25 protein-coding genes are annotated in these 26739 nt (G+C 61.8%); 14 read left to right on the forward strand and 11 right to left on the reverse strand.

Annotation, left to right across the window (positions count from 1 at the left end; translation table 11 throughout):
* Positions 1-14: 14 nt before the first annotated feature.
* The 4 genes from M1D87_RS26145 to purE all read right to left on the reverse strand — a co-directional run bounded on the left by M1D87_RS26145 (position 15) and on the right by purE (position 2523).
* The gene (locus tag M1D87_RS26145; RefSeq protein ID WP_371033897.1) at positions 15-548 is read right to left on the reverse strand and encodes a DUF3299 domain-containing protein; all 534 of its coding nucleotides are present in this window, start codon (positions 546-548) and stop codon (positions 15-17) included.
* Positions 549-596: 48 nt separating this feature from the next.
* Entirely contained in the window at positions 597-842 is a 246-nt protein-coding gene (locus M1D87_RS26150; RefSeq protein ID WP_003260079.1) for a GlsB/YeaQ/YmgE family stress response membrane protein, read from the reverse strand.
* Between the two features lie 96 nt (positions 843-938).
* On the reverse strand, positions 939-2021 hold the full coding sequence (locus tag M1D87_RS26155; protein ID WP_013974827.1) for a 5-(carboxyamino)imidazole ribonucleotide synthase: 1083 nt from the start codon (positions 2019-2021) through the stop codon (positions 939-941).
* A 10-nt stretch (positions 2022-2031) separates the two neighbouring features.
* On the reverse strand, positions 2032-2523 hold the full coding sequence (purE, locus tag M1D87_RS26160) for a 5-(carboxyamino)imidazole ribonucleotide mutase (protein WP_003253304.1): 492 nt from the start codon (positions 2521-2523) through the stop codon (positions 2032-2034).
* A gap of 270 nt (positions 2524-2793) precedes the next feature.
* Between purE and M1D87_RS26165 the strand changes: the two genes are divergently transcribed.
* Positions 2794-3420 (forward strand): zinc metalloprotease, encoded by a 627-nt coding sequence (locus M1D87_RS26165; protein ID WP_085721307.1) that lies wholly within the window; start codon positions 2794-2796, stop codon positions 3418-3420.
* On the opposite strand, the gene M1D87_RS26170 is transcribed toward M1D87_RS26165, so the two are convergent.
* Entirely contained in the window at positions 3412-4329 is a 918-nt protein-coding gene (locus tag M1D87_RS26170; protein ID WP_013974829.1) for a LysR substrate-binding domain-containing protein, read from the reverse strand. The two genes, M1D87_RS26165 and M1D87_RS26170, sit on opposite strands and share 9 nt — an antisense overlap.
* A 182-nt stretch (positions 4330-4511) precedes the next feature.
* On the opposite strand from M1D87_RS26170, the gene aspA reads away from it, so the two are divergent.
* The 4 genes from aspA to M1D87_RS26190 all read left to right on the forward strand — a co-directional run bounded on the left by aspA (position 4512) and on the right by M1D87_RS26190 (position 9490).
* A complete protein-coding gene (gene aspA / locus M1D87_RS26175; protein WP_003260072.1) occupies positions 4512-5936 on the forward strand; it encodes an aspartate ammonia-lyase in 1425 nt (474 codons plus the stop codon).
* A gap of 183 nt (positions 5937-6119) precedes the next feature.
* Entirely contained in the window at positions 6120-7112 is a 993-nt protein-coding gene (locus M1D87_RS26180) for an AraC family transcriptional regulator (protein WP_123083667.1), read from the forward strand.
* A 231-nt stretch (positions 7113-7343) separates the two neighbouring features.
* On the forward strand, positions 7344-8387 hold the full coding sequence (locus M1D87_RS26185; protein ID WP_013974831.1) for a histone deacetylase family protein: 1044 nt from the start codon (positions 7344-7346) through the stop codon (positions 8385-8387).
* Positions 8387-9490 carry a polyamine ABC transporter substrate-binding protein gene (locus M1D87_RS26190; protein ID WP_039612352.1) on the forward strand — a complete coding sequence of 368 codons (1104 nt, stop codon included), beginning with the start codon at positions 8387-8389 and terminating at the stop codon, positions 9488-9490. Before M1D87_RS26185 ends, M1D87_RS26190 begins: the two co-directional genes overlap by 1 nt.
* A 30-nt stretch (positions 9491-9520) precedes the next feature.
* Here the strand turns inward: M1D87_RS26190 and pdxR are convergent, their stop codons facing one another.
* Positions 9521-11065: a MocR-like pyridoxine biosynthesis transcription factor PdxR gene (gene pdxR, locus M1D87_RS26195; protein WP_123083668.1), complete on the reverse strand. Its 1545-nt coding sequence runs from the start codon at positions 11063-11065 to the stop codon at positions 9521-9523.
* A 90-nt stretch (positions 11066-11155) separates the two neighbouring features.
* On the opposite strand from pdxR, the gene M1D87_RS26200 reads away from it, so the two are divergent.
* Genes M1D87_RS26200 through M1D87_RS26210 form a run of 3 tightly spaced genes read left to right on the forward strand, consistent with a single transcriptional unit; the run spans position 11156 to position 12923 of the window.
* Positions 11156-11785 (forward strand): FMN-binding negative transcriptional regulator, encoded by a 630-nt coding sequence (locus M1D87_RS26200; RefSeq protein ID WP_123083669.1) that lies wholly within the window; start codon positions 11156-11158, stop codon positions 11783-11785.
* Positions 11786-11796: 11 nt separating this feature from the next.
* Complete coding sequence (locus M1D87_RS26205) at positions 11797-12243, forward strand: GNAT family N-acetyltransferase (RefSeq protein WP_123083670.1); 447 nt, start codon at positions 11797-11799, stop codon at positions 12241-12243.
* Between the two features lie 8 nt (positions 12244-12251).
* Positions 12252-12923, forward strand: a complete 672-nt coding sequence (locus M1D87_RS26210; RefSeq protein WP_123083671.1) for a GNAT family N-acetyltransferase — start codon at positions 12252-12254, stop codon at positions 12921-12923.
* A gap of 179 nt (positions 12924-13102) precedes the next feature.
* Here M1D87_RS26210 and oadA read toward each other — a convergent pair whose 3' ends face one another.
* Positions 13103-14911: a sodium-extruding oxaloacetate decarboxylase subunit alpha gene (gene oadA / locus M1D87_RS26215; RefSeq protein WP_013974836.1), complete on the reverse strand. Its 1809-nt coding sequence runs from the start codon at positions 14909-14911 to the stop codon at positions 13103-13105.
* Positions 14912-14922: 11 nt separating this feature from the next.
* Complete coding sequence (locus M1D87_RS26220) at positions 14923-16338, reverse strand: acetyl-CoA carboxylase biotin carboxylase subunit (protein WP_013974837.1); 1416 nt, start codon at positions 16336-16338, stop codon at positions 14923-14925.
* A 189-nt stretch (positions 16339-16527) separates the two neighbouring features.
* Between M1D87_RS26220 and M1D87_RS26225 the strand changes: the two genes are divergently transcribed.
* The gene (locus M1D87_RS26225; protein ID WP_123083673.1) at positions 16528-17490 is read left to right on the forward strand and encodes a LysR family transcriptional regulator; all 963 of its coding nucleotides are present in this window, start codon (positions 16528-16530) and stop codon (positions 17488-17490) included.
* Here the strand turns inward: M1D87_RS26225 and M1D87_RS26230 are convergent.
* Together M1D87_RS26230 and hexR are read right to left on the reverse strand one after the other, a co-directional pair.
* Positions 17432-17650 carry a PA3496 family putative envelope integrity protein gene (locus tag M1D87_RS26230; protein ID WP_080563834.1) on the reverse strand — a complete coding sequence of 73 codons (219 nt, stop codon included), beginning with the start codon at positions 17648-17650 and terminating at the stop codon, positions 17432-17434. The genes M1D87_RS26225 and M1D87_RS26230 overlap by 59 nt on opposite strands.
* A 214-nt stretch (positions 17651-17864) precedes the next feature.
* The gene (gene hexR / locus M1D87_RS26235; RefSeq protein WP_011536461.1) at positions 17865-18731 is read right to left on the reverse strand and encodes a transcriptional regulator HexR; all 867 of its coding nucleotides are present in this window, start codon (positions 18729-18731) and stop codon (positions 17865-17867) included.
* A gap of 103 nt (positions 18732-18834) precedes the next feature.
* On the opposite strand from hexR, the gene zwf reads away from it, so the two are divergent.
* The 5 genes from zwf (at position 18835) to M1D87_RS26260 (ending at position 24663) form a co-directional block, all read left to right on the forward strand.
* Positions 18835-20277, forward strand: coding sequence for a glucose-6-phosphate dehydrogenase (zwf, locus tag M1D87_RS26240; protein ID WP_039612358.1), 1443 nt, complete (start codon positions 18835-18837; stop codon positions 20275-20277).
* A gap of 87 nt (positions 20278-20364) precedes the next feature.
* The gene (locus M1D87_RS26245; protein ID WP_123083674.1) at positions 20365-20679 is read left to right on the forward strand and encodes a hypothetical protein; all 315 of its coding nucleotides are present in this window, start codon (positions 20365-20367) and stop codon (positions 20677-20679) included.
* A 130-nt stretch (positions 20680-20809) separates the two neighbouring features.
* Positions 20810-22996 carry a DNA helicase II gene (gene uvrD, locus M1D87_RS26250; protein ID WP_015272367.1) on the forward strand — a complete coding sequence of 729 codons (2187 nt, stop codon included), beginning with the start codon at positions 20810-20812 and terminating at the stop codon, positions 22994-22996.
* Between the two features lie 290 nt (positions 22997-23286).
* Positions 23287-24141, forward strand: a complete 855-nt coding sequence (locus M1D87_RS26255; protein WP_003260050.1) for a Tim44 domain-containing protein — start codon at positions 23287-23289, stop codon at positions 24139-24141.
* A 114-nt stretch (positions 24142-24255) separates the two neighbouring features.
* Positions 24256-24663, forward strand: a complete 408-nt coding sequence (locus tag M1D87_RS26260) for an SMI1/KNR4 family protein (RefSeq protein ID WP_013974843.1) — start codon at positions 24256-24258, stop codon at positions 24661-24663.
* A 261-nt stretch (positions 24664-24924) separates the two neighbouring features.
* Here M1D87_RS26260 and M1D87_RS26265 read toward each other — a convergent pair whose 3' ends face one another.
* On the reverse strand, positions 24925-26685 hold the full coding sequence (locus M1D87_RS26265) for a cation:proton antiporter (RefSeq protein ID WP_123085731.1): 1761 nt from the start codon (positions 26683-26685) through the stop codon (positions 24925-24927).
* Between the last annotated feature and the right edge of the window lie 54 nt (positions 26686-26739).

Raw genomic sequence — 26739 nt, forward strand, 5'->3', positions numbered from 1 at the left:
GGCCAGTGCAGGCGTCAGAGGTCTGCGTCCTCCACCACCCTCACCTTCCCGGCATCCAGCGCATAGGCCGCATCGGCCAGGTCATTGCTGACCTTCTCCACCTTCAGCTTGCCGCTGACCCAGAGCGGTGTGTAGATATCATCGATCTTCAGACCCTTCGGGTAGCGCACCAGCACCAGCTGGTTCGGCGGTGGCGGCGGCACATGGATGCACGCGCCTGGGTACGGCACCAGGAAGAACAGCGTGCTGTTGCCCTTGGCATCGCTCTCCAGCGGCACCGGGTAGCCCCCAAGGCGAATATCCTTGCCATTCATGGCCGCCACCGTCTTGGTCGAGTACATCACCGCCGGCAGGCCCTTGCTCTGCTTCAGGCCGCCCTTGTCGGTAAAGGTACCCATGGCTTCCGGCGAGTTGTGATCGATCTCGGGCATTTGCTCGAGGGCCTGCTGGTCCGACTCGGGCATCAGCTCCAGCCAGTCGGTTTCAGGCAGTTCGGCATGGGCCAGGGCGCTGGCCAGCAACAGTGGGGCGAGGAAAAAGGCACGCATGAAAATGCTCGGCAACTCCAATGAATTGCCGGGCATTCTAACCACTAATCAGCGCTTCTTGATGAATCCGTAAATCACCAGAAGGATCACGGCACCGACCAGCGCGCCAAGGAATCCCGCAGCCTGCCCGGCCTGATAGATGCCCAGTGCCTGGCCGCCGTAGGTGGCCAGCAGGGAGCCGGCAATCCCCAGCAGGATGGTCATGATCCAGCCCATGCTGTCGTCCCCCGGCTTGATGAAGCGGGCCAGCAGGCCAACGATGAGGCCGATGAAGATGGTTCCAATGATACCCATGGCAATCCCTCTGCAGTGAAGATGGAACAAGCCAAAGCCTAGACAGCGCTTTGGCTCGTTGCCATTTCAGAGGGCAAGCCGCTGGTAGAAGTTCGATCAGTTGCCGATCAGGGCTTCTACTTCGGCAATCTTGCGCTCGAGGGTGGCCATGTCGTGGCAGCGCAGGGTGGCGTGGCCAACCTTGCGACCGGCCTTGAACGCCTTGCCATAGTGATGCAGGTGGCAGTCACCGATGGCAACTACCTTTTCCACCGCCGGCACTTCACCGATGAAGTTGAGCATCGCGCTCTCGCCGACCTTGGCGGTCGAGCCCAGCGGCAGGCCGGCGACGGCGCGCAGGTGGTTCTCGAACTGGCTGCATTCGGCGCCTTCGATGGTCCAGTGCCCTGAGTTGTGCACGCGCGGGGCAATTTCGTTGGCCTTCAGGCCACCGTCCACTTCGAAGAACTCGAAGGCCATGACGCCTACGTAATCCAGCTTTTGCAGCACACGGCCGACGTAGTCTTCGGCCAGGGCCTGCAGCGGATGCGCCTGGCTGGCGACCGACAGGCGCAGGATGCCGCTTTCGTGGGTGTTGTGCACCAGCGGGTAGAAGCGGGTTTCACCATCACGGGCACGCACGGCTACCAGCGACACTTCGCCGGTGAACGGCACAAAGCCTTCCAGCAGGCAAGGTACGCTGCCCAGCTCGGCAAAGGTACCGACCACGTCCTCAGGCGTGCGCAGCACCTTCTGGCCCTTGCCGTCGTAACCCAGGGTGCGGGTTTTCAGCACGGCCGGCAGGCCGATGCTGGCCACCGCGGCGTCCAGGTCGGCCTGCGAGAGGATGTCGGCGAAGGCCGGGGTAGGGATACCCAGGTCACGGAACATGCTCTTTTCGAACAGGCGGTCACGGGCGATGCGCAGCGCTTCGGCGCTGGGGTACACCGGCACGAACTGCGAGAGGAAGGCCACGGTCTCGGCCGGGACGCTTTCGAACTCGAAGGTGACCAGGTCGACTTCGTCGGCCAGCTGACGCAGGTGGTCCTGGTCGCCGTAGTCGGCACGCAGGTGCTCGCCCAGCGGCGCGGCGCAGGCGTCCGGCGCCGGGTCGAGGAAAGCGAAGTTCATGCCCAGCGGGGTACCCGCCAGGGCCAGCATGCGACCCAGCTGGCCGCCACCGATTACACCGATCTTCATGGGTTGAGCCTCAAGCCTGGCGCGGGTCTGGGTTGTCCAGCACGGTGTCTGTCTGCTCCGTGCGGAACTGCTTGAGCGCCGCGTGGTACTGCGGGTACTTGGCGCCGAGGATGCTGGCCGACAGCAGCGCCGCGTTGACCGCACCGGCACGACCGATGGCCAGGGTGGCAACCGGCACGCCGGCTGGCATCTGCACGATCGACAGCAGCGAATCGACACCCGACAGCATCGACGATTGCACGGGCACACCCAGCACCGGCAGGTGGGTCTTGGCGGCGCACATGCCTGGCAGGTGGGCAGCGCCACCGGCACCGGCGATGATCACCTCGATGCCACGACCCTCAGCCTCCTCGGCATACTGGAACAGCAGATCCGGGGTACGGTGGGCGGAAACCACCTTCACCTCGTAGGGAATGCCGAGTTTTTCCAGCATATCGGCGGTGTGGCTAAGGGTGGACCAATCGGACTTGGAGCCCATGATCACGCCAACCAGTGCACTCATCGTCGAGCCTCTCCTGCAAGCGCCTTCTGGCGCGCTAAAAGCAACAAGCCACGCAGGTGGGCCGGCGTGGCTTGTCATACGGATTCTAAATCGACCAGGTCGGCCGAAGGCGCGGGATTGTAGCGTATTTCAAGGCCCTGCGCCCACCCCCGCAAGCACATGTCGGATCAAAGGGCAAGCTGTCTCGCAGGACAACTTTTTCCTGCCGCCTCTGGGTGGACGAATACCAGACCCTTGTATCCCCGATCTCGAAAATTCAGGTACGTACATATGAGTGTTTCACGCCTCTTCGCGCTTTCGTGTGGCCTGGTACTCAGCTTGCAACTGCCAGTTGTTTCTGCTGCCCGCTCGCTTACCGTCACCGTCTATGTTCACGACGACCTTGCCGACATGAGCAATGAGCAATTGAACAAAGACTTCTTTCAGCATTGGCTGGACGAGATGCGCAGTTTCAGCCAACAGTCCATCGAGGTCATATTTCAACGCGAGGTAGAACACATTACCGATATTGCTTATGCAGGAATGCCGTCCGCTCAACTACTCGAGGCCTTCGCCCGGCAACTGCATGAACAACAGCGCCATCCATCCTTTTCCTTTATGGATAAACAGCTGCTGCTGACGCGCAACAGCTATGATCACAGCGGCCTGAACTACAATGCAGGCCTTGCCTATCAGAAGCAAAACACGGCTATTGCGTCGGCAGGTGCATACGGTGCTCCAGCCCATGAAATCGGTCATTTGCTAGGCGCCACCCACGAAGATGCCGAGCTGAAATTCAATGGCTGGGTGTGTGAAACGTACACCCACCCCCGTGTACCGGCCCGATCCAATTGCTACCGCTACAGCGACAAGAATCGCGCGAATATCGCGGACTACTTGAAATACAACTCAAACTGAAGCCTCACCTTGTGCGCCTGACGACTCAAGCTTGCGCCACAACAAGCGGACGTTGGCCTTGCGCACCAGTGCGCAGCGGTACAGACGAATTTCCAGTGGCACATGCCACTGGCTGCCGCCGCAGATCGCCAGTTCGCCCCGCTCCAGTTCGCCACGCATCGACAGGCGCGGCACCCAGGCTATGCCCATGCCCTCCAACGCCATGCTCTTGAGGCTGTCGGCCATGGCGGTTTCGTAGACGGTGGTATAGCGCAGGTTTCGCTGGCGCAGCAGCAAATTGACCGACCGACCGAGGAAAGCGCCGGCGGTATACGCCAGCAGCGGCACACTGCCCTCGCCTTCCAGGTCGAACAACGGCTTGCCGTCGGCATCCACGGCGCACACCGGCAACATTTCAGTGGTGCCCATGTGCAGCGACGGGAAGATTTCGGCATCCATCTGCAAGGCGGCATCCGGGTCATAGAAGGCCAGCATCAGGTCGCAGCCACCTTCACGCAATGCATGCACGGCATCTCCGACGTTGGTCGCAACCAGGCGGGTGGCGATGTTCAAACCATCGTTGCGCAACTGGGCCACCCAACGCGGGAAAAAGCCCGACGCCAGCGAGTGTGCAGCGGCCACCTGTACCACTTCACCCTGCCCGCCCTCCAGGTGATGCAAATGGCGGAGAATTTCGCTCAATTGGTCGACAACAGTACGCGCGGTGACGAGAAACAGCTGCCCGGCCTCGGTCAGTTCGATCGGCGTGCGGGAACGATTCACCAATTGCAGGCCCAAAGCTGCTTCCAGACTGCGTATACGCCGGCTGAAGGCAGGTTGGGTAACGAAACGCCGCTCTGCCGCCTGGGAAAAACTGCGGGTCGCAGCCAGCGCGCTGAAGTCTTCCAGCCATTTGCTTTCAAGGTTCACGAAGCACATCTCCTGGCGTGCACCAAAATGGAACACGCTCGAATCTCAATTGGCGTCACATGAAACACTATGCCGTTTGTGCATAGGTTAGCGTGCAACAGCATTGGCCGCAAAATCACCTTCAGGCCTAGGATTGGCGCCATTCCGGCATGTGCCGGGTCAAAATCGAGATGATATACATCATGTCCTCCGCTGCATCGTTCCGCGTCGAAAAAGATTTGTTGGGTACCCTTGAAGTTCCTGCAGATGCCTACTACGGCATCCAGACCCTGCGCGCTGCCAACAACTTCCACCTCTCCGGTGTTCCGCTGTCGCACTACCCGAAGCTGGTCGTGGCCCTGGCCATGGTCAAGCAGGCTGCTGCTGACGCCAACCGTGAGCTGGGCCACCTGAGCGATGCCAAGCACGCTGCAATCACCGCAGCCTGCGCCCGCCTGATCAAAGGCGATTACCACGACCAGTTCGTAGTGGACATGATCCAGGGCGGTGCTGGTACTTCTACCAACATGAACGCCAACGAAGTAATCGCCAACGTTGCGCTGGAGGCCATGGGCCACCAGAAGGGTGAGTACCAGTACCTGCACCCGAACAACGACGTGAACATGGCGCAGTCGACCAACGACGCCTACCCGACGGCTATCCGCCTGGGCCTGCTGCTGGGCCACGACGCGCTGCTGGCCAGCCTCGACAGCCTGATCCAGGCCTTCGCTGCCAAGGGTAAAGAGTTCGACCACGTACTGAAGATGGGCCGTACCCAGCTGCAGGACGCCGTACCGATGACCCTGGGCCAGGAATTCCGTGCCTTCGCCACCACCATGACCGAAGACCTGCAGCGCCTGCGCTCGCTGGCCCCGGAACTGCTGACCGAAATCAACCTGGGCGGTACCGCCATCGGTACCGGCATCAACGCCGACCCTGGCTACCAGGCCCTGGCCGTACAGCGCCTGGCTGCCATCAGCGGCCAACCGCTGGTACCGGCTGCCGACCTGATCGAAGCCACCTCCGACATGGGCGCCTTCGTACTGTTCTCCGGCATGCTCAAGCGTACTGCAGTCAAGCTGTCGAAGATTTGCAACGACCTGCGCCTGCTGTCCAGCGGCCCACGCACCGGCATCAACGAAATCAACCTGCCAGCGCGTCAGCCAGGCAGCTCGATCATGCCAGGCAAGGTCAACCCGGTTATCCCGGAAGCCGTCAACCAAGTGGCCTTCGCCATCATGGGCAACGACCTGGCCCTGACCGTCGCCGCCGAAGGTGGCCAGCTGCAGCTGAACGTGATGGAGCCGCTGATCGCCTACAAGATCTTCGACTCGATCCGCCTGCTGCAACGTGCCATGGACATGCTGCGCGAGCACTGCATCGTCGGCATCACCGCCAACGAACAGCGCTGCCGTGAACTGGTCGAGCACTCGATCGGCCTGGTCACCGCCCTGAACCCGTACATCGGCTACGAAAACGCCACCCGTATCGCCCGCGTTGCCCTGGAAACCGGCCGCGGCGTACTGGAACTGGTGCGCGAAGAGAAGCTGCTGGACGACGCGATGCTCGACGACATCCTGCGTCCGGAAAACATGATCGCTCCCCGTCTGGTTCCGCTGAAGGCGTAACCAGGCTGCTGTAAACAGTCTCACCAGGTCGAGGGACTAGACACCTCTCAACCTTTCAAAGGCCCGAGCCTATGCTTCGGGCCTTTTTTTTGCCTGAAGGATTTTGGGGCTGCTTTGCGGCCCCCCGAACATCGGCACACAACTTGCTCCATAATGCGTCCCAGGCCAACGGGATTACCCAGCATGCTGCACAGCCACCTGACCACCCTCAACGCGGTTTCGCTGATCCTCAACGTCTTCCAGGCAGACGGTTGCGAGGCGTCGGCGCTGCTGGCCGGCAGCGGCATCGGCCCGGCAGACCTGGGCCATGCCGATGCGCGTATCACCACCCAGCAGGAACTGCAGGTGTGCGCCAACGCCGTTGCCCGACGCGAAGATATAGGCCTGGAGCTGGGCCAGCGCATGCATGTGTCGTGCTACGGCATGCTCGGTTACGCCCTACTCTCCAGTGCCACTTTGGGTGACGCCTTGCGCTTGGCACTGCAGTATCCGGCACTGCTGGGAACAATCTTCAAGCTGCGTTTGCTCGATGACGGCCAGCGTGTCTGGTTCAGCGCCAGCGATTACCACGACAGCCCGGCGCTGACCGCCTTCAATGCAGAGTTCTGCCTGGTGTCGCTGAAGGTCATCTGCGACGACCTGCTCGGCCGCCCGCTGCCCCTGCTGGCAGCCCGTTTCGAACACCCACGGCCCGGTTACCACGCACTCTATGCCGAGGCATTCCAGTGCCCGGTCGGTTTCGAGGCCGAGGACAATGCCTTTGCCTTCGAACGGCGCTGGCTGGACACGCCACTGCCGCTGGCCGACCCGATTACCCACAAGGCAATGAGCGAACGCTGCCGGCGCCTGAACCTGGAATTCACCGGCCGCCAGGCCTGGCTGGGGCGGATTCGCCAACTGCTGGCGCAGCAACTGGATGCAGCGCCCGGGCTGGAAGGGCTGGCACGGCAGATGAACTGCTCCTCGCGCACCCTGCGCCGGCATTTGCAGGCGTTGGGCAGCAGTTATCAACAGCTGCTGGATGAACTGAGGTTCGAGCGGGCCAAACAGTTGCTGGCTGATGCGCAGATGCCGATCTACCGGATTGCCGAGTCCCTGGGGTTCAGCGAGACCGCCAGTTTTCGGCATGCCTTCCAGCGTTGGAGTGGTGTAGCGCCAAGCCATTTTCGCGGTTGAACTGTACCGGCCCTTTCGCGGGTGAACCCGCTCCCACAGGGATTGCACCCACTCAGGTGCAACACCGTACCTGTGGGAGCGGGTTCACCCGCGAAAGGGCCAGTACAGGCCACCAACAAATTCTGCCAATGAGCTTGGCCACATCGATCCCCTTTTGGCCACTTGCGTCGTTCTCCCCCACTGGCCCGCCCATGAAAATGGGCCCACGCCAGTACCCACCGGAGAACAACAATGCTGACGATCTATTCCGATGACCACCGCCTGCACCACGGCCGCTGCGAGCTGATCGACGGCAAGCTGATGCCCTGTTTCGAAATGCCGTCACGCGCCGACCATGTGCTCGACCAGGTGAAAAAGCGCAACCTTGGCGACATCCAGGGCCCCACCGACTATGGCCGTGCACCGTTGCTGCGCATCCACAGTGCCGACTACCTGGATTTCTTCGAAGGTGCCTGGGCGCGCTGGGCCGCACTGGGCCAGGAAGGCGACCTGCTGCCATTCACCTGGCCCGCACGCTCCCTGCGCCAGATAAAACCCACCGGCCTGCACGGTGAGCTGGGCTACTACAGCTTCGACGCCGGCGCACCGATCACCGCCGGGACCTGGCAGGCTGCCTACAGCGCCGCCCAGGTCGCCCTCACCGCCCAGGCGGCGATCCAGCAAGGCGCCCATTCCGCCTTCGCCCTGTGCCGCCCGCCAGGGCACCATGCGGCTGGCGAAGTCATGGGCGGCTATTGCTACCTGAACAACGCCGCCATCGCCGCCCAGGCCTTCCTTGACCAGGGCCGGCGCAAGGTCGCAATCCTCGATGTCGACTATCACCACGGCAACGGCACCCAGGACATCTTCTACAGCCGCAACGATGTGTTCTTCGCCTCGATCCATGGCGACCCGCGCGACGAGTTCCCGTTCTTCCTCGGCTATGCCGATGAAACCGGCGAGGGTGCCGGCGAAGGCTGCAACATCAACTACCCACTGCCGGCTGGCAGCGACTGGGCCGCCTGGAACGCCGCCCTGGAGGACGCCTGCCAGCGCATCGCCGCCTATGACGCTGAAGTGCTGGTGATCTCGCTGGGTGTGGATACCTTCAAAGACGACCCGATCTCGCAGTTCAAGCTGGACAGCCCGGACTACCTGGAAATGGGCAAGCGCATCGCCCAGCTCGGCAAGCCGACCCTTTTCGTGATGGAAGGCGGCTACGCTGTGGAAGAAATCGGTATCAACGCGGTCAATGTGCTGGAAGGCTTCCAGCAGGCCCAGCCAGGAGCCCGATAATGGTTCGACTCAAGCGTCTGCTCGCCCCGTTCATCGCCGCTACCCTGTTCACCGGTGCCCTGCAGGCCCAGGCCGAACAGCGCACCCTGAGGGTGTTCAACTGGTTCGACTACATCACTCCGCAAACTCTCACCGAGTTTCAGAAAGACAGCGGAGTGAAGCTGATCTACGACATCTTCGACACCAACGAGGCGCTGGAAGCGAAACTGCTGACCGGCAACTCCGGATATGACGTGGTAGTGCCATCCAACGTGTTCCTCGCCAAGCAGATCGAAGCGGGTGTGTTCCAGCCGCTGGACCGCAGCAAGCTGCCGAACTGGCAGCACCTGGACCCGGCGCTGATGAAGCTGATCGAAGCCAACGACCCCGGCAACAAATTTGCCGTACCCTACATGTACGGCACCGTGCTGATCGGCTTCAACCCGGCCAAGGTCAAGGCTGCGCTCGGCGACAACGCCCCGGTGGACAGTTGGGACCTGATCTTCAAGGAAGAGAACATCTCCAAGCTCAAGCAATGCGGCGTGGCCCTGCTCGACTCGCCGTCGGAGATCATGCCGCTGGCCCTGCAGTACCTGGGCCTGCCACCGAACAGCGACAAACCGGCTGATTACAAGAAAGCCGAAGCGCTGATGCTGAAGATTCGCCCGCACATCACCTACTTCCATTCCTCGAAGTACATGGCTGACATCGCCAACGGCGATATCTGCGTGGCAGTGGGCTACAGCGGTAGCTTCTCTCAGGCAGCCAACCGCGCCCGCGAGGCGAAGAATGGCGTGGTGGTGGACATGCGCCTGCCCAAGGAAGGTGCACCGATCTGGTTCGACATGCTGGCGATTCCGAAGAATGCGACCAACCCGGAAGATGCCCACGCGTTCATCAACTACTTACTGCGGCCTGAGGTGATTGCGCCTATCAGCGACTTTGTCGGGTACCCGAACCCGAACAAGGATGCGACCGACAAGGTCGACCCGGCGATTCGCAACAACCCCAACCTGTATCCTACAGCGGAGGCGATGGCCAAGCTGTATACCCTCAAGCCCTTGGCGCGGGATGCCGAGCGAGCTCGGACCAGGGCCTGGACACGGATCAAGTCTGGTACCTGATTTAGAGCCGGGGCCGCTAGGCGGCCCCATTCACTTTCTCCAGGCCTTGCGCAAGCGCATCAACGCATCGGCAATCTCCCCCTCCGGCACCGCTGCAAAACCCAGCACCAGCCCTGCCCTTTTATCCACAGGCACCTCGCTGTCAGCCAGCCAGAAATTGCTAAGCGGCGTCACCTCAACCCCCACCGCTTCAGCCTTGGCCACCAACTCCTGCTCCCGCGCAAAGTTATCCACATCCACCTTCACATGCAGCCCGGCCGCCACTTCCGGCATGCCGCTCAAACCCGGAATATCCACGGGCCAGCCAGCCTTCAGCACATTGCGCCGGCTCAACGCCGCCTTGCGCATGCGCCGAATATGCCGCTGGAAGTGCCCCCGGGCCATGAACTCGGCCATCACGCACTGGCTACTGACCTCCGAATGCCGCACCGCCAGCGCCCTGCCCTGGCTGAACGGCTGCGCCAGTTGTGGTGGCAGTACCAGATAGCCCAGGCGCAACGCCGGAAAGGCGATCTTGCCGAAGGTACCGACGTACAGCACCCGCCCGTGCCGGTCGAGCGCCGCTAGCGGGGCCAAGGGCGCACCGCTGTACCGGTACTCGCCGTCGTAGTCGTCTTCGATGATCCAGCCTTCGCTGCGCTCGGCCCATGCCAGCAGTTCCAGGCGTCGCGCCAGAGTCATGGTCACCCCGGTCGGGTACTGGTGGGCTGGCGTGACATAGGCCAGCCGGCAATCCGTCAGTTGCCCGAGCCGGCGACAGTCCATGCCATCCTCGTCCACCGGCACGCCACACAACCTGCCACCGGCCAGCGCAAAGGCATGCCCGGCTGCGCGGTAACCCGGGTTTTCCACAGCCACACCGTCGCCCGGCTGCAACAGCAACTGTGCACAAAGGCTGATTGCCTGCTGCGCACCACTGGTGATCACAATTTGTTCAGCGGTACAACTCAGCCCACGCGAGCGACGCAGGTAGGCCGCGATCAGTTCGCGCAGCAGCGGCTCGCCTGCCGGGTCACCATAACCCAACTGCGCCGGAGCCGGGTTGCGCCAGAAACCCGCCTGCAGCTTGGCCCAGACGTCGAAGGGGAACAGGTCGAACGCCGGAATACCGACGCGAAAAGCACGCGGTGCACCGCTTTTTGGGGGCGGCAGATGGTTACTTTTCAGGCGCTGCAAAGGCTCGCTGGAACGGCGCTTGCTGGATAAATCCTCAGTATTTTCTGAGGGATTTGTGGATAAGTCTGTTGATAACACACGGGATAACCCTGTGGATACTTTTGTGGATAGTTTTGCACTTGAGAGCTTCGGTAACTGGCTCACATAGGTGCCGTCGCCTACCCGGCTTTCGATGTAGCCCTCGGCATATAGCTGGTCATAGGCCCGCACCACACTGTTGCGTGACAGCGCAAGCATGGCGGCCAGATCACGAGTGGCCGGTAGCCGTGTGCCACTGCTCAGGCGCCCGTCCAGCACCCGCGCACGTAGCGCCTGGTACAGCTGCTGGCTGAGCCCGCGGCGGCGATCAAGGTCGATCCCGGCAGGGTCGAAAGGCAACAAGAGGGGGCGCTCGCTCATGGCATTGGACCTATAAAAACAGCTGTTAATGGCTCTTACTATGAACCAATAGCCTGCCTAGGATGGAGCCATCGCACAAGGAAACCGAGCATGTACAACAGCAAACCCCATCAGGAACACGACCTCGGGCGCCTGCACCAGCACATGCTCGACACCCGTCTGGCCATCCTGGTCAGCCAGGGCGAACAAGGCCTGCTGGCCACGCACCTGCCAGTGCTGGTCGATATTGCCGAAGGCGAATTCGGCACCGTCTATGCCCACCTGGCGCGGGCCAACCCCCAATGGCACGACCTGAGGCAAGGTGGCGAAGCCCTGCTGGTGTTCCCCGGCGCCGATGCCTATGTCAGCCCCGGTTACTACCCGAGCAAGGCCGACAACCCCAAGGTGGTGCCAACCTGGAACTACTTGGCCGTGCACGCCTATGGCCCAGCCGAAGTGATCCACGAAGCCGAACCCTTGCTGGCCATTGTCAGCCGACTGACCGAGCGCCACGAACAAGGCCGCGGCGAACCGTGGAAAGTCACCGACGCCCCGCGTGATTACCTCGATGCCATGCTCCGCGCCATCGTCGGTGTTCGCTTGCCCATCACCCGCCTGCAAGGCGCGCGCAAGCTAAGCCAGAACCGCTCTGAGCAAGACATTGCCGGCGTGCGTGAAGGCCTTAGCGCCAGCCCCGATTACCTGGATAACCAACTCGCGGCGCATATGCGCCAACTCTGAAGGAATAGCCCATGTCCAGCGTCACCCTGCGTCCTGTCACCACCCAAGACCATGCTGCCTGGCTTGCCCTGTGGCAGGCCTACTTGCACTTCTATGAATCCGAATTGGCCGAAGAGGTCAGCCTCAGCACCTGGCAACGTCTGCTCGACCCGAACGAACCGACCCATTCAGCCTTGGCCTGGGTCGATGGCAAGGCGGTGGGCATGGTCAACTTCATCTACCATCGTTCCAACTGGAGCATTGGCAACGCCTGCTACCTGCAGGACCTGTACGTGGACAGCGGGCAGCGCGGCCTGGGCATCGGCCGCCAACTGATCGAGCACGTCTACTCCCAAGCCAAGACCGACAACTGCATCAAGGTGTACTGGGTGACCCATGAGACCAACGCCACCGCCATCAGCCTGTACCAACAGGTTGCCGAGCGCTCGGGCTTCATCCAATTCCGCAAAGAGTTCTAAGGCCGAACATGACCGACGCATTGAACTGGAAACCCGCCGCAGTCCCACAGGCCGACCCTATCGACGGCCGTTTCATCCGCCTCGAAAAGCTTGACCCGGCGCGACATGGCGACGACCTCTGGGAGGTGTTGCAAGGCCCGGCTGCCGATCCGGTACTGTGGGACTACTTGCCCTATGGCCCATTTGCCGAACGTGCCGCCTTCGACTGTTGGCTGGAAGGCAACGCTGCCGGCCGCGACCCGCTGTTCTACACCGTCATCGACCGCACCAGCGACCAGGCCCAGGGCATCCTCAGCCTGATGTCGATCGTGCCCGACCACGGTCGCATCGAAATTGGCCACATCGCCTTCGGCGCCGCCATGCAGCGTACACCCAAGGGCACCGAGGCGGTGTACCTGCTGGGCAAGCTGGGCTTCGAGCTGGGCAACCGCCGGCTGGAGTGGAAGTGCAACAACGCCAACGCCCGCTCCAAGCGCGCGGCGGAGCGGTTTGGCTTTGTCTATGAAGGAGTGTTCCGCAAGCACCTGGTGGTGAAGGACCACAATCGGGATACGGCGTGGTATTCGATTACCGATGATGAGTGGCCAGCGGTGGCTGCTGGGTTCGAGCGTTGGTTGAGCGATACCAACCAACAACCTGGAGGTCAGGTAGAAACACTTGAGGCATGCCGTAACGGTTGAGAGTTGTGTTGGATCAGCCGGCCTCTTCGCGGGTAAACCCGCTCCCACAGGTACTGACCTCAGGCTTGCGGGGGCCTGTAGGAGCAGCCTTGTGCTGCGAAGAGGCCGGCAGATTCAACGCGAAAAAAAGGGGAGCATCCGCTCCCCAGAGGTTAACCGCTTGTAGATGAGGGCTTATCTCAGCCCTCGATCTCGATCAGGATCTCGCCCGGAGTCACACGGTCGCCCTTGGCCACGTGGATGGCCACGACCTTGCCAGCGATACCCGCCTGCACTTCGGTCTCCATCTTCATGGCTTCGGTGATCAGCACGGCCTGGCCGGTCTTGACCATGTCGCCTTCCTTGACCAGCACATCGACGATGTTGCCTGGCATGGTGGTGCTGACGTGGCCCGGGGCACTGGCCTGCTTGCGCTTGCTGCTGCCGCCGCCGACGAATTCGTTGAGCGGCTCGAACACCACTTCTTCCGGCATGCCGTCGATCGACAGGTAGAAATGGCGCTTGCCTTCGGCCTTCACGCCCACACCGGTGATGTCGACACGGTAGGTTTCGCCGTGCACATCGATGACGAACTCGGTCGGTACGCCTTCACCGCTGTGGGACGCCACTGCGCCCGCTTCAGGAATTGGCAGCAGAACCTCGGGAGTCAGGGTGCCGGCTTCGCGCTCTTCGAGGAACTTGCGGCCAATGTCAGGGAACATGGCGAAAGTCAGCACGTCTTCTTCGCAACGGGCCAGGGCGCCGATATCGGCACGCAGCTTGGCCATTTCCGGCTTCAGCAGGTCGGCCGGGCGCACGTCGATCACTTCTTCACTGCCGATCGCCTGACGGCGCAGCTGCTCGTTGACCACGCCCGGAGCCTTGCCGTAACCGCCTTGCAGGTACAGCTTCACCTCGTTGGTGATGGTCTTGTAGCGCTCGCCGGCCAGCACGTTGAAGAACGCCTGGGTACCGACGATCTGCGAGGTCGGGGTCACCAGCGGTGGGAAGCCAAGGTCTTCACGCACGCGCGGGATCTCAGCCAGCACTTCGTTCATGCGGTTGAGGGCGCCCTGCTCCTTGAGCTGGTTGGCCAGGTTGGAAATCATGCCGCCCGGTACCTGGTTGACCTGCACGCGGGTGTCCACGGCGGTGAACTCGCTTTCGAACTGGTGGTACTTCTTGCGCACGGCATAGAAGTACAGGCCGATTTCCTGCAGCAGTTCCAAGTCCAGGCCAGTATCGAATTCGCTGCCCTTGAGCGCGGCAACCATCGACTCGGTACCCGGGTGGCTGGTGCCCCAAGCGAAGCTGGAGATGGCTGTGTCGATGTGATCGGCGCCGTTTTCCACAGCCTTCAGCTGGCACATTGCGGCCAGGCCGGCAGTGTCGTGGGAGTGGATGAACACCGGCAGCGACTGCTCGGCTTTCAGCGCCTTGACCAGTTCGCCGGTGGCGAACGGGGTCAGCAGGCCGGCCATGTCCTTGATCGCGATCGAGTCGCAACCCATGGCTTCCATCTGCTTGGCCTGGTTCACGAAGGCTTCGATGGTGTGCACCGGGCTGGTGGTGTAGGCGATGGTGCCCTGAGCATGCTTGCCGGCAGCCTTGACCGCTTCAATGGCCACGCGCAGGTTACGCACGTCGTTCATGGCATCGAAGATACGGAACACGTCGATACCGTTGACTGCGGCCTTGGCGACGAACGCCTTGACCACGTCGTCGCTGTAGTGGCGGTAGCCCAGCAGGTTCTGGCCGCGCAGCAGCATTTGCAGGCGGGTGTTGGGCAGCGCGGCGCGCAGCTTGCGCAGGCGCTCCCACGGGTCTTCCTTGAGGAAGCGCACGCAGGCGTCGAAGGTGGCGCCACCCCAGACTTCCAGCGACCAGTAGCCGACCTTGTCGAGCTTGTCGCAGATCGGCAGCATGTCTTCGGTACGCATGCGGGTGGCCAGCAGGGACTGGTGGGCGTCGCGCAGGATCGTGTCGGTTACGTGAATTTTCTTGGACATTATGGGGTTCCTCACAGGCCTGCGTGGGCGGCGATGGCGGCGGCGATGGCCAGGGCCAGCTCTTCGGGTTTGCGCTTGATCGAGTAATTGGTCAGTTCCGGGTGGCTTTCGACGAAGCTGGTGTTGAACTGGCCGCTACGGAATTCCGGATTGCGCAGGATTTCCTGGTAGTACGCAGCGGTGGTTTTCACCCCTTGCACGCGCATGTCGTCCAGGGCCCGCAGGCCGCGGTCCATGGCTTCTTCCCAGGTCAACGCCCACACCACCAGTTTCAGGCACATGGAGTCATAGAACGGCGGGATGGTGTAGCCGGTGTAGATCGCCGTGTCGGTACGCACGCCCGGGCCGCCGGGTGCGTAGTAACGGGTGATCTTGCCGAAGCTGGGCAGGAAGTTGTTCTTCGGATCTTCGGCGTTGATGCGGAACTGCAGCGCGTAACCGCGGTGCTGGATGTCTTCCTGCTTGACCGACAGCGGCAGGCCCGAGGCAATGCGGATCTGCTCACGGACGATGTCGATACCGGTGATTTCCTCGGTGATGGTGTGTTCCACCTGCACCCGGGTGTTCATTTCCATGAAGTACACCTCGCCATCGGCGAGCAGGAACTCCACGGTACCGGCGTTCTCGTAGTTCACTGCCTTGGCCGCACGCACCGCCAGGTCGCCGATGTAGGCGCGCTGTTCGGGGGTGAGCTGTGGGCTCGGGGCGATTTCGATGAGCTTCTGGTTGCGGCGCTGGATCGAGCAGTCGCGCTCGAACAGGTGCACGACGTTGCCAAAGCTGTCACCGAGGATCTGCGCCTCGATGTGCTTGGGGTTGACGATGCACTTTTCCAGGAACACTTCCGCAGAACCAAAGGCCTTGGTAGCCTCGGAGATGACGCGGGGGAAGTTCTGTTCCAGTTCTTCACGGCTGTTGCAACGGCGAATACCACGGCCGCCACCACCAGAGGTGGCCTTTAGCATGACCGGGTAACCGATGCGGTCACCTTCGCTCAGGGCTTCATGTATATCGGCAACATTGCCTTCTGTACCCGGGGTTACCGGCACACCAGCGGCGATCATGGTGCGACGCGCTTCGGTCTTGTCGCCCATTCGGCGGATGACCTCGGCGGCCGGGCCGATGAACTTGATCCCGCGCTCGGCGCAGATCTCTGCCAGTTCAGCATTTTCCGACAGGAAACCATAACCTGGGTGCAGGGCATCACAGCCGGTTTCCACAGCCAGGTTCACCAGCTTGCGCGGGTTCAGGTAACCGGCCAGCGGCTCGGCACCAATGCTGTGGGCTTCGTCGGCGCGCTTGACGTGCAATGCATGGCGGTCGGCGTCGGAATAGATCGCCACCGAGCGAATGCCCATTTCGGCGCACGCACGCACGATCCGAACTGCAATTTCACCTCGGTTGGCGATCAGGATTTTTTTTATCACTGGAGTCTTCCCAAAGCCGTAGGAACAGTCGAGCCGGTTCTCCCGGTCGGCGCGTGACCAGACGTTGCTGGCCAGTCGCACATTCACCCTAGCGCTGAAGGTTGATAAACAAAAATCAATATTTGTTAGGGGCTGTATTAGCAAAAGCTTATAGTGCGGTAACAAGGTGTTGCCGAAGGGCGGATAAAAATGCGTAAGTCCTTGATGCGTATGACTTTGCGTCAACTGCAGATCTTCAATGAGGTATGCGATTTGCGTTCCTACAGCCGTGCGGCGGAAGAGATGGCGCTGACGCAACCCGCCGTTAGTCTACAGATCCGCCAGCTCGAAGAGCTGATCGGCCAGCCGCTGTTCGAGTATGTGGGCAAGAAGCTCTACCTGACCGAAGCTGCCGAGGCCTTGCAACGCGCCAGCCGCGATATCTTCGGGCGCCTGGAGAGCCTGGACATGCAGCTTTCGGACATGCAGGGCTCATTGCAGGGGCAGTTGAAACTGGCGATCGAGTCCAGTGCCAAGTACTTCGTGCCACACCTGTTCGCGGCCTTCAAGCAGCGTCACCCGGAGGTCAACCTGACCCTGACGGTGGTCAATCGCGCCCAGGCCATCCGCCGCCTGTCGGACAACCGCGACGACCTGATCATCATGTCCATGGTGCCGCAGGACATGGGCCTGGATTTTCTGCCGTTCCTCAACAACCCGATTGTCGCGGTGGCACCGCCCGAGCACCCGCTGTGCAAACTGGAGCAACTGCGCCTGCAGGACCTGGAGCCTCATACCCTGCTGGTCCGCGAACAGGGTTCGGGCACGCGCAAGGCTTGCGAGGAATACTTCAAGGACAAGCGCGTGCATTTCACCCAGACCCTGGAGGTGGCCTCGGCCGACGCCCAGCGCGAGTGCGTAATTGCCGGGCTGGGCATTGCCATGCTTACCCGCCATGCGGTCAACCTGGAGCTGGCTACCGGTGTATTGAGGGAGCTGCCGGTGGAAGAACTGCCGCTGTACCGCAGCTGGTGCGTGGTGCAGTCCAAGGCCAAACGGCAGTCGCCGGTGGCCTTGGCTTTCCTGGCGTTCATCCGCAGCGAACGTGCGCTGATCAGCGCGCTGGTTGAGCGTTTTTCGGGGAAGCTGCTGCCGACGCCTGCCAGACTGTGAGCTCTTGCAGTTCGGGGTAGTCCACTAGTTCGCGGAGCAGTTGACGTTGGTCGCAATAGCTCTCGATCGCGCGGCGGTATTCCATGCGGCGCTGATCCTTTTCCTGCTGCTTGCGAGCCTTGGCGCTGGGTTGGTACGTACCGTCGAAATCACGAGCCATTGCCTGTCTCCCAGATAGGATGCGGGAGTTTCAGACTGGCTTGAGTGGTTTACGGTTTGGCTGTGGAATGGTGACAAAACAGTGAAATTTATAGCGCCTGTGCCGGCCTCTTCGCGGGTAAACCCGCTCCCACAGGTGCTCACCAGCCTCAAGGACGGTGCAGTACCTGTGGGAGCGGGTTTACCCGCGAAAGAGCCGGCACAAGCAACGACAATCAGTCGTCGGTAGCCTTGATCGACTTGGGCGACAAGCGCAGGCTGCGCAAGCTGCGCTTCACGCTCTTCAGGTGGTTGACCAGGCTCGGCCCGCGCGCCATGGCTACGCCCATGGCCAGCACGTCGATCACCACCAGGTGGGCGATACGCGAGGTCAGCGGGGTGTAGATTTCGGTGTCTTCATGCACATCGATCGCCAGGTTGACAGTCGAAAGCTCCGCCAGCGGTGTCTGGCTTGGGCACAGGGTAATCAGGTTGGCGCCGCTCTCACGGACCAGGTTGGCGGTAATCAGCAGGTCCTTGGAACGGCCCGACTGGGAAATGCATACCGCCACATCACCCGGCTTCAGGGTCACCGCCGACATCGCTTGCATGTGCGGGTCGGAATAGGCTGCCGCGCTGAGCAACAGACGGAAGAATTTGTGCTGAGCATCGGCCGCCACCGCACCGGAGGCGCCAAAGCCATAGAACTCCACACGCTGCGCCTGGGCCATGGCAGTCACCGCCTGCTGCAGCGCCTGCGGATCGAGGTGCTCGCGCACTTCCATCAGGGTGTGCAGCGTGGTGTCGAAGATCTTCAGGCTGTAGTCGGCGACCGAGTCGTCTTCATGGATGGCGAACTGGCCGAAACTCGCACCCGCAGCCAGGCTCTGCGCCAGCTTCAGCTTCAGGTCCTGGAAGCCCGAGCAACCGATCGCGCGGCAGAAACGCACGATGGTCGGTTCGCTGATACCCACGCTGTGCGCCAGATCGGCCATGGAGCTGTGCATGACGGCAGCCGGGTCGAGTAGCACGTGGTCGGCTACCTTGAGTTCCGATTTGCGCAGCAGGTGGCGCGATTGGGCGATATGTTGCAACAGATTCACAGGCTGGACTCGGTTATGATCGGCTGGCCGGGTTGTAGCTTTCTTGTAGTTATACTACATGGACGCCAACCCGCCCAGTTAAACGAACGTGGAGAGTGGTGGTTTGACTATTCCTTGCGACATTCTGGTCTTCGGCGGCACCGGCGATCTGGCCCTGCACAAATTGCTTCCGGCGCTCTACCACCTGTTTCGCGAGGCCCGTCTGAACAACGCCGTGCGGATCATCGCGCTGGCACGACGCAACTTGCCACGTAACGATTATCTCAAGCTCGCCGAACGCCATTGCCGGGCACAGATTGCCCGCAACGACTTCGACGAAGAGGTCTGGCAGCGGTTTTCCGCACGGGTCGACTATTTCGCCATGGATGCTTCGCAAAGCGCCGACTTCGGTCGCCTGGCACGCTACCTGGGCGAGCCCGGCGGCTTGACGCGCATCTTCTACCTGGCCACCGCCCCCAATCTGTTCGTGCCGATTGCCAAGCACCTGCATAACGCCGGCCTGGCAGACACTGAGGCGCGCATCGTGCTGGAAAAGCCGATCGGCCACTCGCTGGAATCGGCTACCGCCATCAACGAAGCGATTGGCGCAGTGCTGGAGGAAAACCAGGTATTTCGCATCGACCACTACTTGGGCAAGGAAACCGTGCAGAACCTCATGGCCCTGCGTTTTGCCAACGCCCTGCTGGAGCCGGTGTGGCGCAACAACCAGGTTGATCACGTGCAGATCAGCGTTTGCGAGACCCTGGGTGTAGAGAACCGTGGTGCCTACTACGACCGCGCCGGGGCGACCCGCGACATGTTGCAGAACCACCTGCTTCAGCTGCTATGCCTGGTGGCCATGGAGCCCCCCGCGCAGTTCGAGGCCGAAGCGGTGCGTGACGAGAAAGTGAAGATCCTGCGGGCCCTCAAGCCCATCACTGGCCAGGACGTGCAGGACAAGACCGTACGCGGCCAGTATGGCGCCGGGCGCATCGGCGGCCAGGAAGTGCCGGCTTATTACTTCGAAAAGGACGTCGACAACGACAGCGACACCGAAACCTTCATCGCCATCGAGGCGCACATCGACAATTGGCGCTGGGCGGGCGTGCCCTTCTACCTGCGTACCGGCAAGCGCATGGCACGGCGCTCATCGCAGATCGTCATCCAGTTCAAGCCGGTGCCCCACGAGCTTTTCAATGGTGGCCAGGTCAACCAGCTGCTGATCCAGTTGCAACCGGACGAGCGCATCAGCCTGCGCATGATGACCAAGAGCCCGGGCAAGGGCATGCGCCTGGAACCTGTGGACCTGGACCTGAACCTGGCCCAGGTGTTCAGCCAGACCCGCCGCTGGGACGCCTACGAGCGCCTGCTGCTGGATGTGCTGGAGGGCGACTCGACGCTGTTCATGCGCCGCGATGAGGTGGAAGCGGCCTGGGCCTGGATCGACCCGATCATCAAGGGCTGTGAAGAGCACTTCCAGGCGCCGCGACCGTACCCGGCAGGCTGTAACGGGCCAGAGCAAGCCAACAGCCTGCTCGCCAGGCACGGCAGGCAATGGCATAGCTGAAGCACTGCCCTGCTCCCGTGGCAGGCGAAAGGGCAGAAAGTGGCCCAGCGCACTGGCGCTACTTTCAACCCGAAACAGGAGCAGACAATGGCCATTATCACCAACCTCGTTGCAATCAACGACATCGCTCACGGCAAGCAGGTTTTCAGGGTTCACGGCACCGTTACGGTCGCCTCCCCGGCCATCGAACCGGTGCTGGTCGAACCCAAGCTGCGCCACAGAGGTGGCTGGGAAGTACTTGAGCTTCAACTTCTGGAAAGCGGCGCAATCACTCCGCAGGTGCTGACGGAAAAAACCGTGGCTTTCGAGCGTGCAGGCGGCACTGGCTGGAAAACCGTGGAGATCATTCATGCAGACGGTTCGCAGCGCTGCGAAATTCGTACCATCGAGGCGATTGACTGAGCCGCTGCCGGCCGGGTCGCCCGAGCGGTGGCCTGGCACCTTCCATCGGCTCGATGAACGGGCATGTTGCAGGTGAATATTTATACAGTAGAGGTTTGCCCCATTTCCTGCCGCGCCCTAGAATGGCCCGATGCGCACAGACGACCTCTCCCTCCTGCTGAATTCCCTCAATGATGCCCAACGCCAGGCCGTAGCGGCCACGCTAGGGCGTCAACTGGTGCTTGCTGGCGCCGGTTCCGGTAAAACCCGCGTGCTGGTGCACCGCATTGCCTGGCTGATCCAGGTGGAGCAGGCATCGCCGCACTCGATCCTGTCGGTGACCTTCACCAACAAGGCCGCGGCAGAAATGCGCCAGCGTATCGAGCAACTGCTGGGCATCAACCCGGCGGGCATGTGGGTCGGCACCTTCCACGGCTTGGCCCACCGCTTGCTGCGGGCCCATTGGCAGGAAGCACGGCTGGTGCAGAACTTCCAGATCCTCGACAGCGACGACCAGCAGCGCCTGATCAAGCGGGTGATGCGCGAGTTGGGCCTGGACGAGCAGAAATGGCCGGCACGCCAGGCCCAGTGGTTCATCAACGGGCAAAAGGACGAAGGCCTGCGTCCACAGCATATCCAGGCCGGGGGCGACCTGTTCCTGTCGACCATGCGCGACGTCTATACCGCCTATGAGCAGGCCTGCGAGCGCGCCGGGGTCATCGACTTCTCCGAGCTGCTGCTGCGCGCCTTGGACCTGTGGCGCGACCACCCGGGCCTGCTGGAGCACTACCAGCGGCGCTTCCGCCACGTGCTGGTGGACGAGTTCCAGGATACCAACGCCGTGCAGTACGCCTGGCTGCGCCTGCTGGCGCGCGGCGGTGACAGCCTGATGGCGGTGGGCGATGACGACCAGTCGATCTACGGCTGGCGCGGTGCCAAGATCGAGAACATTCACCAGTACACTGCCGACTTCCCCGACGCCGAGATGATCCGCCTGGAGCAGAACTACCGCTCCACCGGTGGCATCCTCAAGGCGGCGAACGCGCTGATCGCCAACAACAGCGGGCGCCTGGGCAAAGAGCTGTGGACCGACATGGGTGAAGGCGAACCGCTGACCCTGTATGCGGCCTACAACGAGCACGACGAAGCGCGCTACGTGGTGGAAACCATCGAGAGCCTGGTCAAGAAGGGCAATGCGCGCAACGAGATCGCCATACTGTACCGTTCCAACGCCCAGTCGCGGGTGCTGGAAGAAGCCCTGCTGCGCGAACGCATCCCCTACCGCATCTATGGCGGTCAGCGCTTCTTCGAGCGCGCCGAAATCAAGAACGCCATGGCTTACCTGCGGCTGATCGAAGGCCGCGGTAACGATGCTGCCCTGGAACGGGTGATCAACGTGCCGCCACGTGGCATTGGCGAAAAAACTGTCGAAGCCATACGCGAGCACGCCCGCCACAGCCAGCTGTCGATGTGGGAAGCAATGTGCCAGCTGCTTGCCGCCAAAGCCCTGAAAGGCCGCGCTGCCAGTGCCCTGGGTGCATTCATCGAGCTGATCGAGGGGTTGGCTGCCAAGGTCGTGGACATGCCGCTGCATACCATGACCCAAACCACCATCGAGCAGTCCGGGCTGATCATCTACCACCAGGAAGAAAAGGGTGAGAAGGGCCAGGCACGGGTAGAAAACCTTGAGGAACTGGTCAGCGCGGCTCGCAACTTCGAGTCCACCGACGAAGACGCCGACCTCTCGCCTCTCTCGGCATTCCTTGGCCACGCCTCGCTCGAAGCAGGCGATACACAGGCCGACGAACATGAAGACAGCGTCCAGCTGATGACCTTGCACAGCGCCAAGGGCCTGGAGTTCCCGTATGTGTTCCTGGTGGGCATGGAAGAAGGCCTGTTCCCGCACAAGATGAGCCTGGAAGAGCCTGGCCGCCTGGAAGAGGAACGCCGCCTGGCTTATGTGGGCATCACCCGCGCCATGCGCCAGCTGGTCATGACCTACGCCGAAACGCGTCGCCTGTATGGCAGCGAGACCTACAACAAGGTGTCACGTTTCGTACGCGAAATTCCGGCAGGCCTGGTTCAGGAAGTGCGCCTTTCCAACAGCGTCAGCCGCCCGTTCGGCGGGGCCAAGACGGCCACGAACAGCAACCTGTTTGCCAATGCCAGCATTCCGCAGACCGCGTTCAACCTTGGCCAACGTGTGCAGCATGCGGTGTTTGGCGAGGGTGTGATCCTCAACTTCGAGGGCTCCGGCGCCCAGGCGCGTGTGCAGGTGAATTTTGCCGAAGGCAGCAAGTGGCTGATGCTGGGGTATGCCAAGCTCGAGGCCATCTGAAAGTCTGCGCGGTCCCTTGTAGGAGCGGCCTTTGTGGGAGCGGCCTTGTCGCGAAAGGGCCGCAAAGCGGCCCCACGATTGTGGCTTTGACGCTGATATCTCGGGGCTGCTTCGCAGCCCTATCGCGACACAAGGCCGCTCCCACAAGTATTGCGCCAGCATTCCGAGGGCAGGTCGTGCCGGGTTTGTAACATTCAGGCAAAAGCTCGAAACATTATGTCGCTGGTCATGTGCCCGGGAACCTGTGCACCATGACGCGCGTGCAATCCACAACAGGGGATATCCCACTTATGCAACGTTTTCTTAGCATCGCTCTGGCGCTCTGCGTCGGCCTGACGCTGAGCCTGGACGCCAACGCCAAGCGTTTTGGCGGCGGCAAGAGCTCGGGCTCCGCGCCTATTCACCAGACCCGCCAGGCCACGCCAACCACGCCTGCCGCCGCGCCGACCGCACCTGGCCGTGCCGCTCCGGCCGCCAGCGGTGCTTCGCGCTGGTTGGGCCCTCTGGCCGGCCTCGCCGCCGGTGGCCTGCTGGCTTCCATGTTCATGGGCGACGGTTTCGAAGGCTTCCAGATCATGGACTTCCTGATCGTGGCGCTCATCGCCTTCCTGGTGTTCCGCTTCATCGCCGCGCGCCGTCGCCAGCAGCAGCCGCAAATGGCCATGCCGGGCCATGCGCCGATGCAGCGTGAAACTCACGCGCAGCCTGCCCAGCCGTCGATCTTCGGCGGTTCGGCAGCACCTGCTGCCGCAGCCGCCCCGGTGATCAACGCCCCGGCCTGGTTCAACGAGCAGAACTTCCTGGCTGCTGCCCGTAACCACTTCCAGGCGCTGCAGCAGCACTGGGACGCCAACGAGATGGACAAGATCGCCGAGTTCGTCACCCCGCAGATGCTCGAGTTCCTCAAGCGCGAGCGCGCCGAACTGGGTGATGGCTTCCAGTCCACCTACATCGACAACCTCGAGGTACAGCTGGACGGTGTCGACGACCGCGCCGACCGTACCGACGCCACCCTCACCTTCCGTGGCGTGTCGAAGAACTCGCGCTTCGACCAGGGCGAAGTGTTCAGCGAAAGCTGGCACATGGTTCGCGCCCAGGGCGAAAACCAGCCTTGGCTGGTGGCCGGTATCCGTCAAAACGGCTAACCGCTGCGTGCTGCACAAAAAACCCCGGGCCTGTCCCGGGGTTTTTGCTTTTGCCAGAGTGGCCTACTAGGGTATAACGCGCAGCGTTGTCATCTAGGTCAGAGGAAGTGAACCGTGGAAGAAGTGATCGAACAACTCCGTGAAGCCAACGAGCCAGTGCCGGTGCCCCTTGAGCTTCCCGACGAGGACCTGCTGGTCGAAATCGAAGAAGAGCTGTTCATCAACATTCCGTTCGTGTTCAAAGAGTTCCTGCTGACCGTCAGTGACGTGGTGTATGGCTCACTGGAGCCGGTGACCGTTACCGACCCACAGTCACATACCTACCTGCCCGACGTCGCCGCCAACGCCTGGGATGCCGGCGTACCGCGTGACCTGATTCCACTGTGCCAGGACGGCGACAACTACTACTGCGTCGAAGAGGATGGCACCGTGGTGCTGTGGGATGCCGAAGAGGAAATCGTCGGTGAAGACAGCTGGGAATCGGTTTGGCACTGGGCGCGGGATGTCTGGCTGGAGAGCTGATTTCGATCTCTGATCTGGTGCTGCTTGTGCCTGCCTCTTCGCGGGTAAACCCGCTCCCACAGGTATTGCACAGGTGCTGATCATTGTGCAGTACCTTTGGGAGCGGGTTTACCCGCGAAGAGGCAGGCACAGAAATGGGAAACTTATGGCCTAGTGCCACCGGCATAGTTAAAATCGCCAGGCTTTCTGCGCCTGGCGACATCGTTACCGCTCCATCCCCTCGGACGACGGTGAAATCTTGCGCAGGGAGCATTGCTCTCTTCAGTGCGTATTCTCGCGGCTGTTCTCCAGCGTCTCCAGCAAGGCAATCTGCATGCGCGTATGCACGCGGATAAACCAGCGCCACAGCAAGGCCACCACCACCGCAGCCACCACGGCGATCACCAGCAGCAGCTCGCTGGTCGGTAGAATGCTCGCCGACAGCGCCGATAGCAGCAGGAAAATCACCAGCAGCGACAACAACGGGATCACCTCGGCAATAACTCGGCGCACGCGCTGAGTATGCCGTCCGGCCGTTTCCGGTTTGACGCCCATCTCCGCCAGCAGCATCGACAGCGCCTTGAGCTTTCGATAGGCGGCAATCAGGAATGGCAGCGACAGCAATAGCGCTGCGCCCCAGATCAGCGCTTTCTGTTGGCTGGTATCGCTGACCCACTCGCTGAGCCAGTTGCCGATCCGCCCGGCGAAATAGCCACCACTGAAGAAGATGGCGATCACCAGCGCCAGGTTCACCCCAACCTGCAACAGGATGCGCCGGATCATCGCCGCGAGCATGGCGCTCTCGCCTTGCGGCTGGATGCTCCGCAACCATTCGCCATACAACGACAACACCCGCGCCAGGCGGCTGGGCACCACCTTGCCCAGCTTGAGCGACAGCGGGTCGGCGGCACGGATCAGGTAGGGTGTCAGCAGCGTCGTGATTGCCGATACCGCCACAGCCACCGGGTAGAGGAAGTCGCTGGTCACCTGCAGAGTCATGCCCAGCGCGGCGATGATGAAGGAAAACTCGCCAATCTGCGAAAGCCCCATGCCCACCCGCAGTGATGTGCGCCCGTCATTTCCGGCAATGAACGCGCCCATGCCACACGACAACATCTTGCCCAACACCACCGCCAGGGTAATGACCACGATTGGCCAGGCGTAGTCGATCAGCACCTGGGGGTCGATCATCAGGCCGATGGCGACGAAGAAGATGGCGCTGAACAGGTCGCGTACCGGTTCGATCAGGCTCTCGATCTTCAGCAACTGGCGCGATTCGGCCATGATCGCGCCAATCAGGAAGGCGCCAAGCACCATGCTGTACTCGAGCTTCACCACCAGCAGGCAGAAGCCGAAGCACAGGCCCAATACGGTTATCAGCAGCATCTCGTTGCTTTCGAACTTGGCCACGTAGGCCAGCAGGCGCGGCACCAGCAGGATGCCGATGACCAGCGCGACGATCATGAACAGCGACAGCTTGCCGACCGTGGAGAACACCTCGCCCGAGCTGACCGTGCCGCTGACGGCGATGCCCGATAGCAGGGCGATGATGCCGATACCGAGGATGTCCTCGACGATCAGCACGCCGAATATCAGCTGGGCGAAACGCTCGTTCTTCATCTTCAGGTCGTTGAGCGCCTTGACGATGATGGTGGTCGAGGAAATCGCCAGGATGGCACCGAGGAACAGCGAATCCATGGTGCTCCAGCCGAACCAGCGCCCGATCTCGAAACCGATCCAGATCATCAGCACGATTTCCAGGAACGCCGCGATGAACGCCGTGGCGCCTACCTTGAACAGCTTGCGCAGGCTGAATTCGAGCCCCAGGCAGAACATCAGGAAGATCACTCCCAGCTCGGCAAGGGTCTTGATGGTGCCTTCATCGTGGATCAGGCCGAACGGTGGGGTGTGCGGGCCGATGATGAAGCCGGCGACGATGTAGCCCAGCACCACAGGCTGCTTGAGGCGGTGAAAGAGAATGGTGACCACGCCAGCAACCAGCATGATGACTGCCAGGTCCTGGATGAAGCTGATGGCATGCATGGCGTGATACTCCTTTTCTCGTCCGTTGCTGGATGCCTGGGCAGACCGCTCCTC

This window comes from Pseudomonas sp. SA233 (genome assembly GCF_054792385.1).

Bases quoted from the DNA above. Each gene is read 5' to 3' on its own strand.
- M1D87_RS26150 (WP_003260079.1), bottom strand. From the start codon at position 842: ATGGGTATCATTGGAACCATCTTCATCGGCCTCATCGTTGGCCTGCTG.
- M1D87_RS26255 (WP_003260050.1), top strand. From the start codon at position 23,287: ATGCAACGTTTTCTTAGCATCGCTCTGGCGCTCTGCGTCGGCCTGACG.
- pdxR (WP_123083668.1), bottom strand. From the start codon at position 11,065: ATGAGCGAGCGCCCCCTCTTGTTGCCTTTCGACCCTGCCGGGATCGAC.
- M1D87_RS26165 (WP_085721307.1), top strand. From the start codon at position 2,794: ATGAGTGTTTCACGCCTCTTCGCGCTTTCGTGTGGCCTGGTACTCAGC.
- M1D87_RS26200 (WP_123083669.1), top strand. From the start codon at position 11,156: ATGTACAACAGCAAACCCCATCAGGAACACGACCTCGGGCGCCTGCAC.
- M1D87_RS26245 (WP_123083674.1), top strand. From the start codon at position 20,365: ATGGCCATTATCACCAACCTCGTTGCAATCAACGACATCGCTCACGGC.
- M1D87_RS26190 (WP_039612352.1), top strand. From the start codon at position 8,387: ATGGTTCGACTCAAGCGTCTGCTCGCCCCGTTCATCGCCGCTACCCTG.
- M1D87_RS26155 (WP_013974827.1), bottom strand. From the start codon at position 2,021: ATGAAGATCGGTGTAATCGGTGGCGGCCAGCTGGGTCGCATGCTGGCC.
- uvrD (WP_015272367.1), top strand. From the start codon at position 20,810: ATGCGCACAGACGACCTCTCCCTCCTGCTGAATTCCCTCAATGATGCC.
- M1D87_RS26230 (WP_080563834.1), bottom strand. From the start codon at position 17,650: ATGGCTCGTGATTTCGACGGTACGTACCAACCCAGCGCCAAGGCTCGC.
- M1D87_RS26185 (WP_013974831.1), top strand. From the start codon at position 7,344: ATGCTGACGATCTATTCCGATGACCACCGCCTGCACCACGGCCGCTGC.
- M1D87_RS26265 (WP_123085731.1), bottom strand. From the start codon at position 26,685: ATGCATGCCATCAGCTTCATCCAGGACCTGGCAGTCATCATGCTGGTT.
- purE (WP_003253304.1), bottom strand. From the start codon at position 2,523: ATGAGTGCACTGGTTGGCGTGATCATGGGCTCCAAGTCCGATTGGTCC.
- M1D87_RS26205 (WP_123083670.1), top strand. From the start codon at position 11,797: ATGTCCAGCGTCACCCTGCGTCCTGTCACCACCCAAGACCATGCTGCC.
- oadA (WP_013974836.1), bottom strand. From the start codon at position 14,911: ATGTCCAAGAAAATTCACGTAACCGACACGATCCTGCGCGACGCCCAC.
- M1D87_RS26145 (WP_371033897.1), bottom strand. From the start codon at position 548: ATGCGTGCCTTTTTCCTCGCCCCACTGTTGCTGGCCAGCGCCCTGGCC.
- M1D87_RS26225 (WP_123083673.1), top strand. From the start codon at position 16,528: ATGCGTAAGTCCTTGATGCGTATGACTTTGCGTCAACTGCAGATCTTC.
- M1D87_RS26180 (WP_123083667.1), top strand. From the start codon at position 6,120: ATGCTGCACAGCCACCTGACCACCCTCAACGCGGTTTCGCTGATCCTC.
- aspA (WP_003260072.1), top strand. From the start codon at position 4,512: ATGTCCTCCGCTGCATCGTTCCGCGTCGAAAAAGATTTGTTGGGTACC.
- M1D87_RS26210 (WP_123083671.1), top strand. From the start codon at position 12,252: ATGACCGACGCATTGAACTGGAAACCCGCCGCAGTCCCACAGGCCGAC.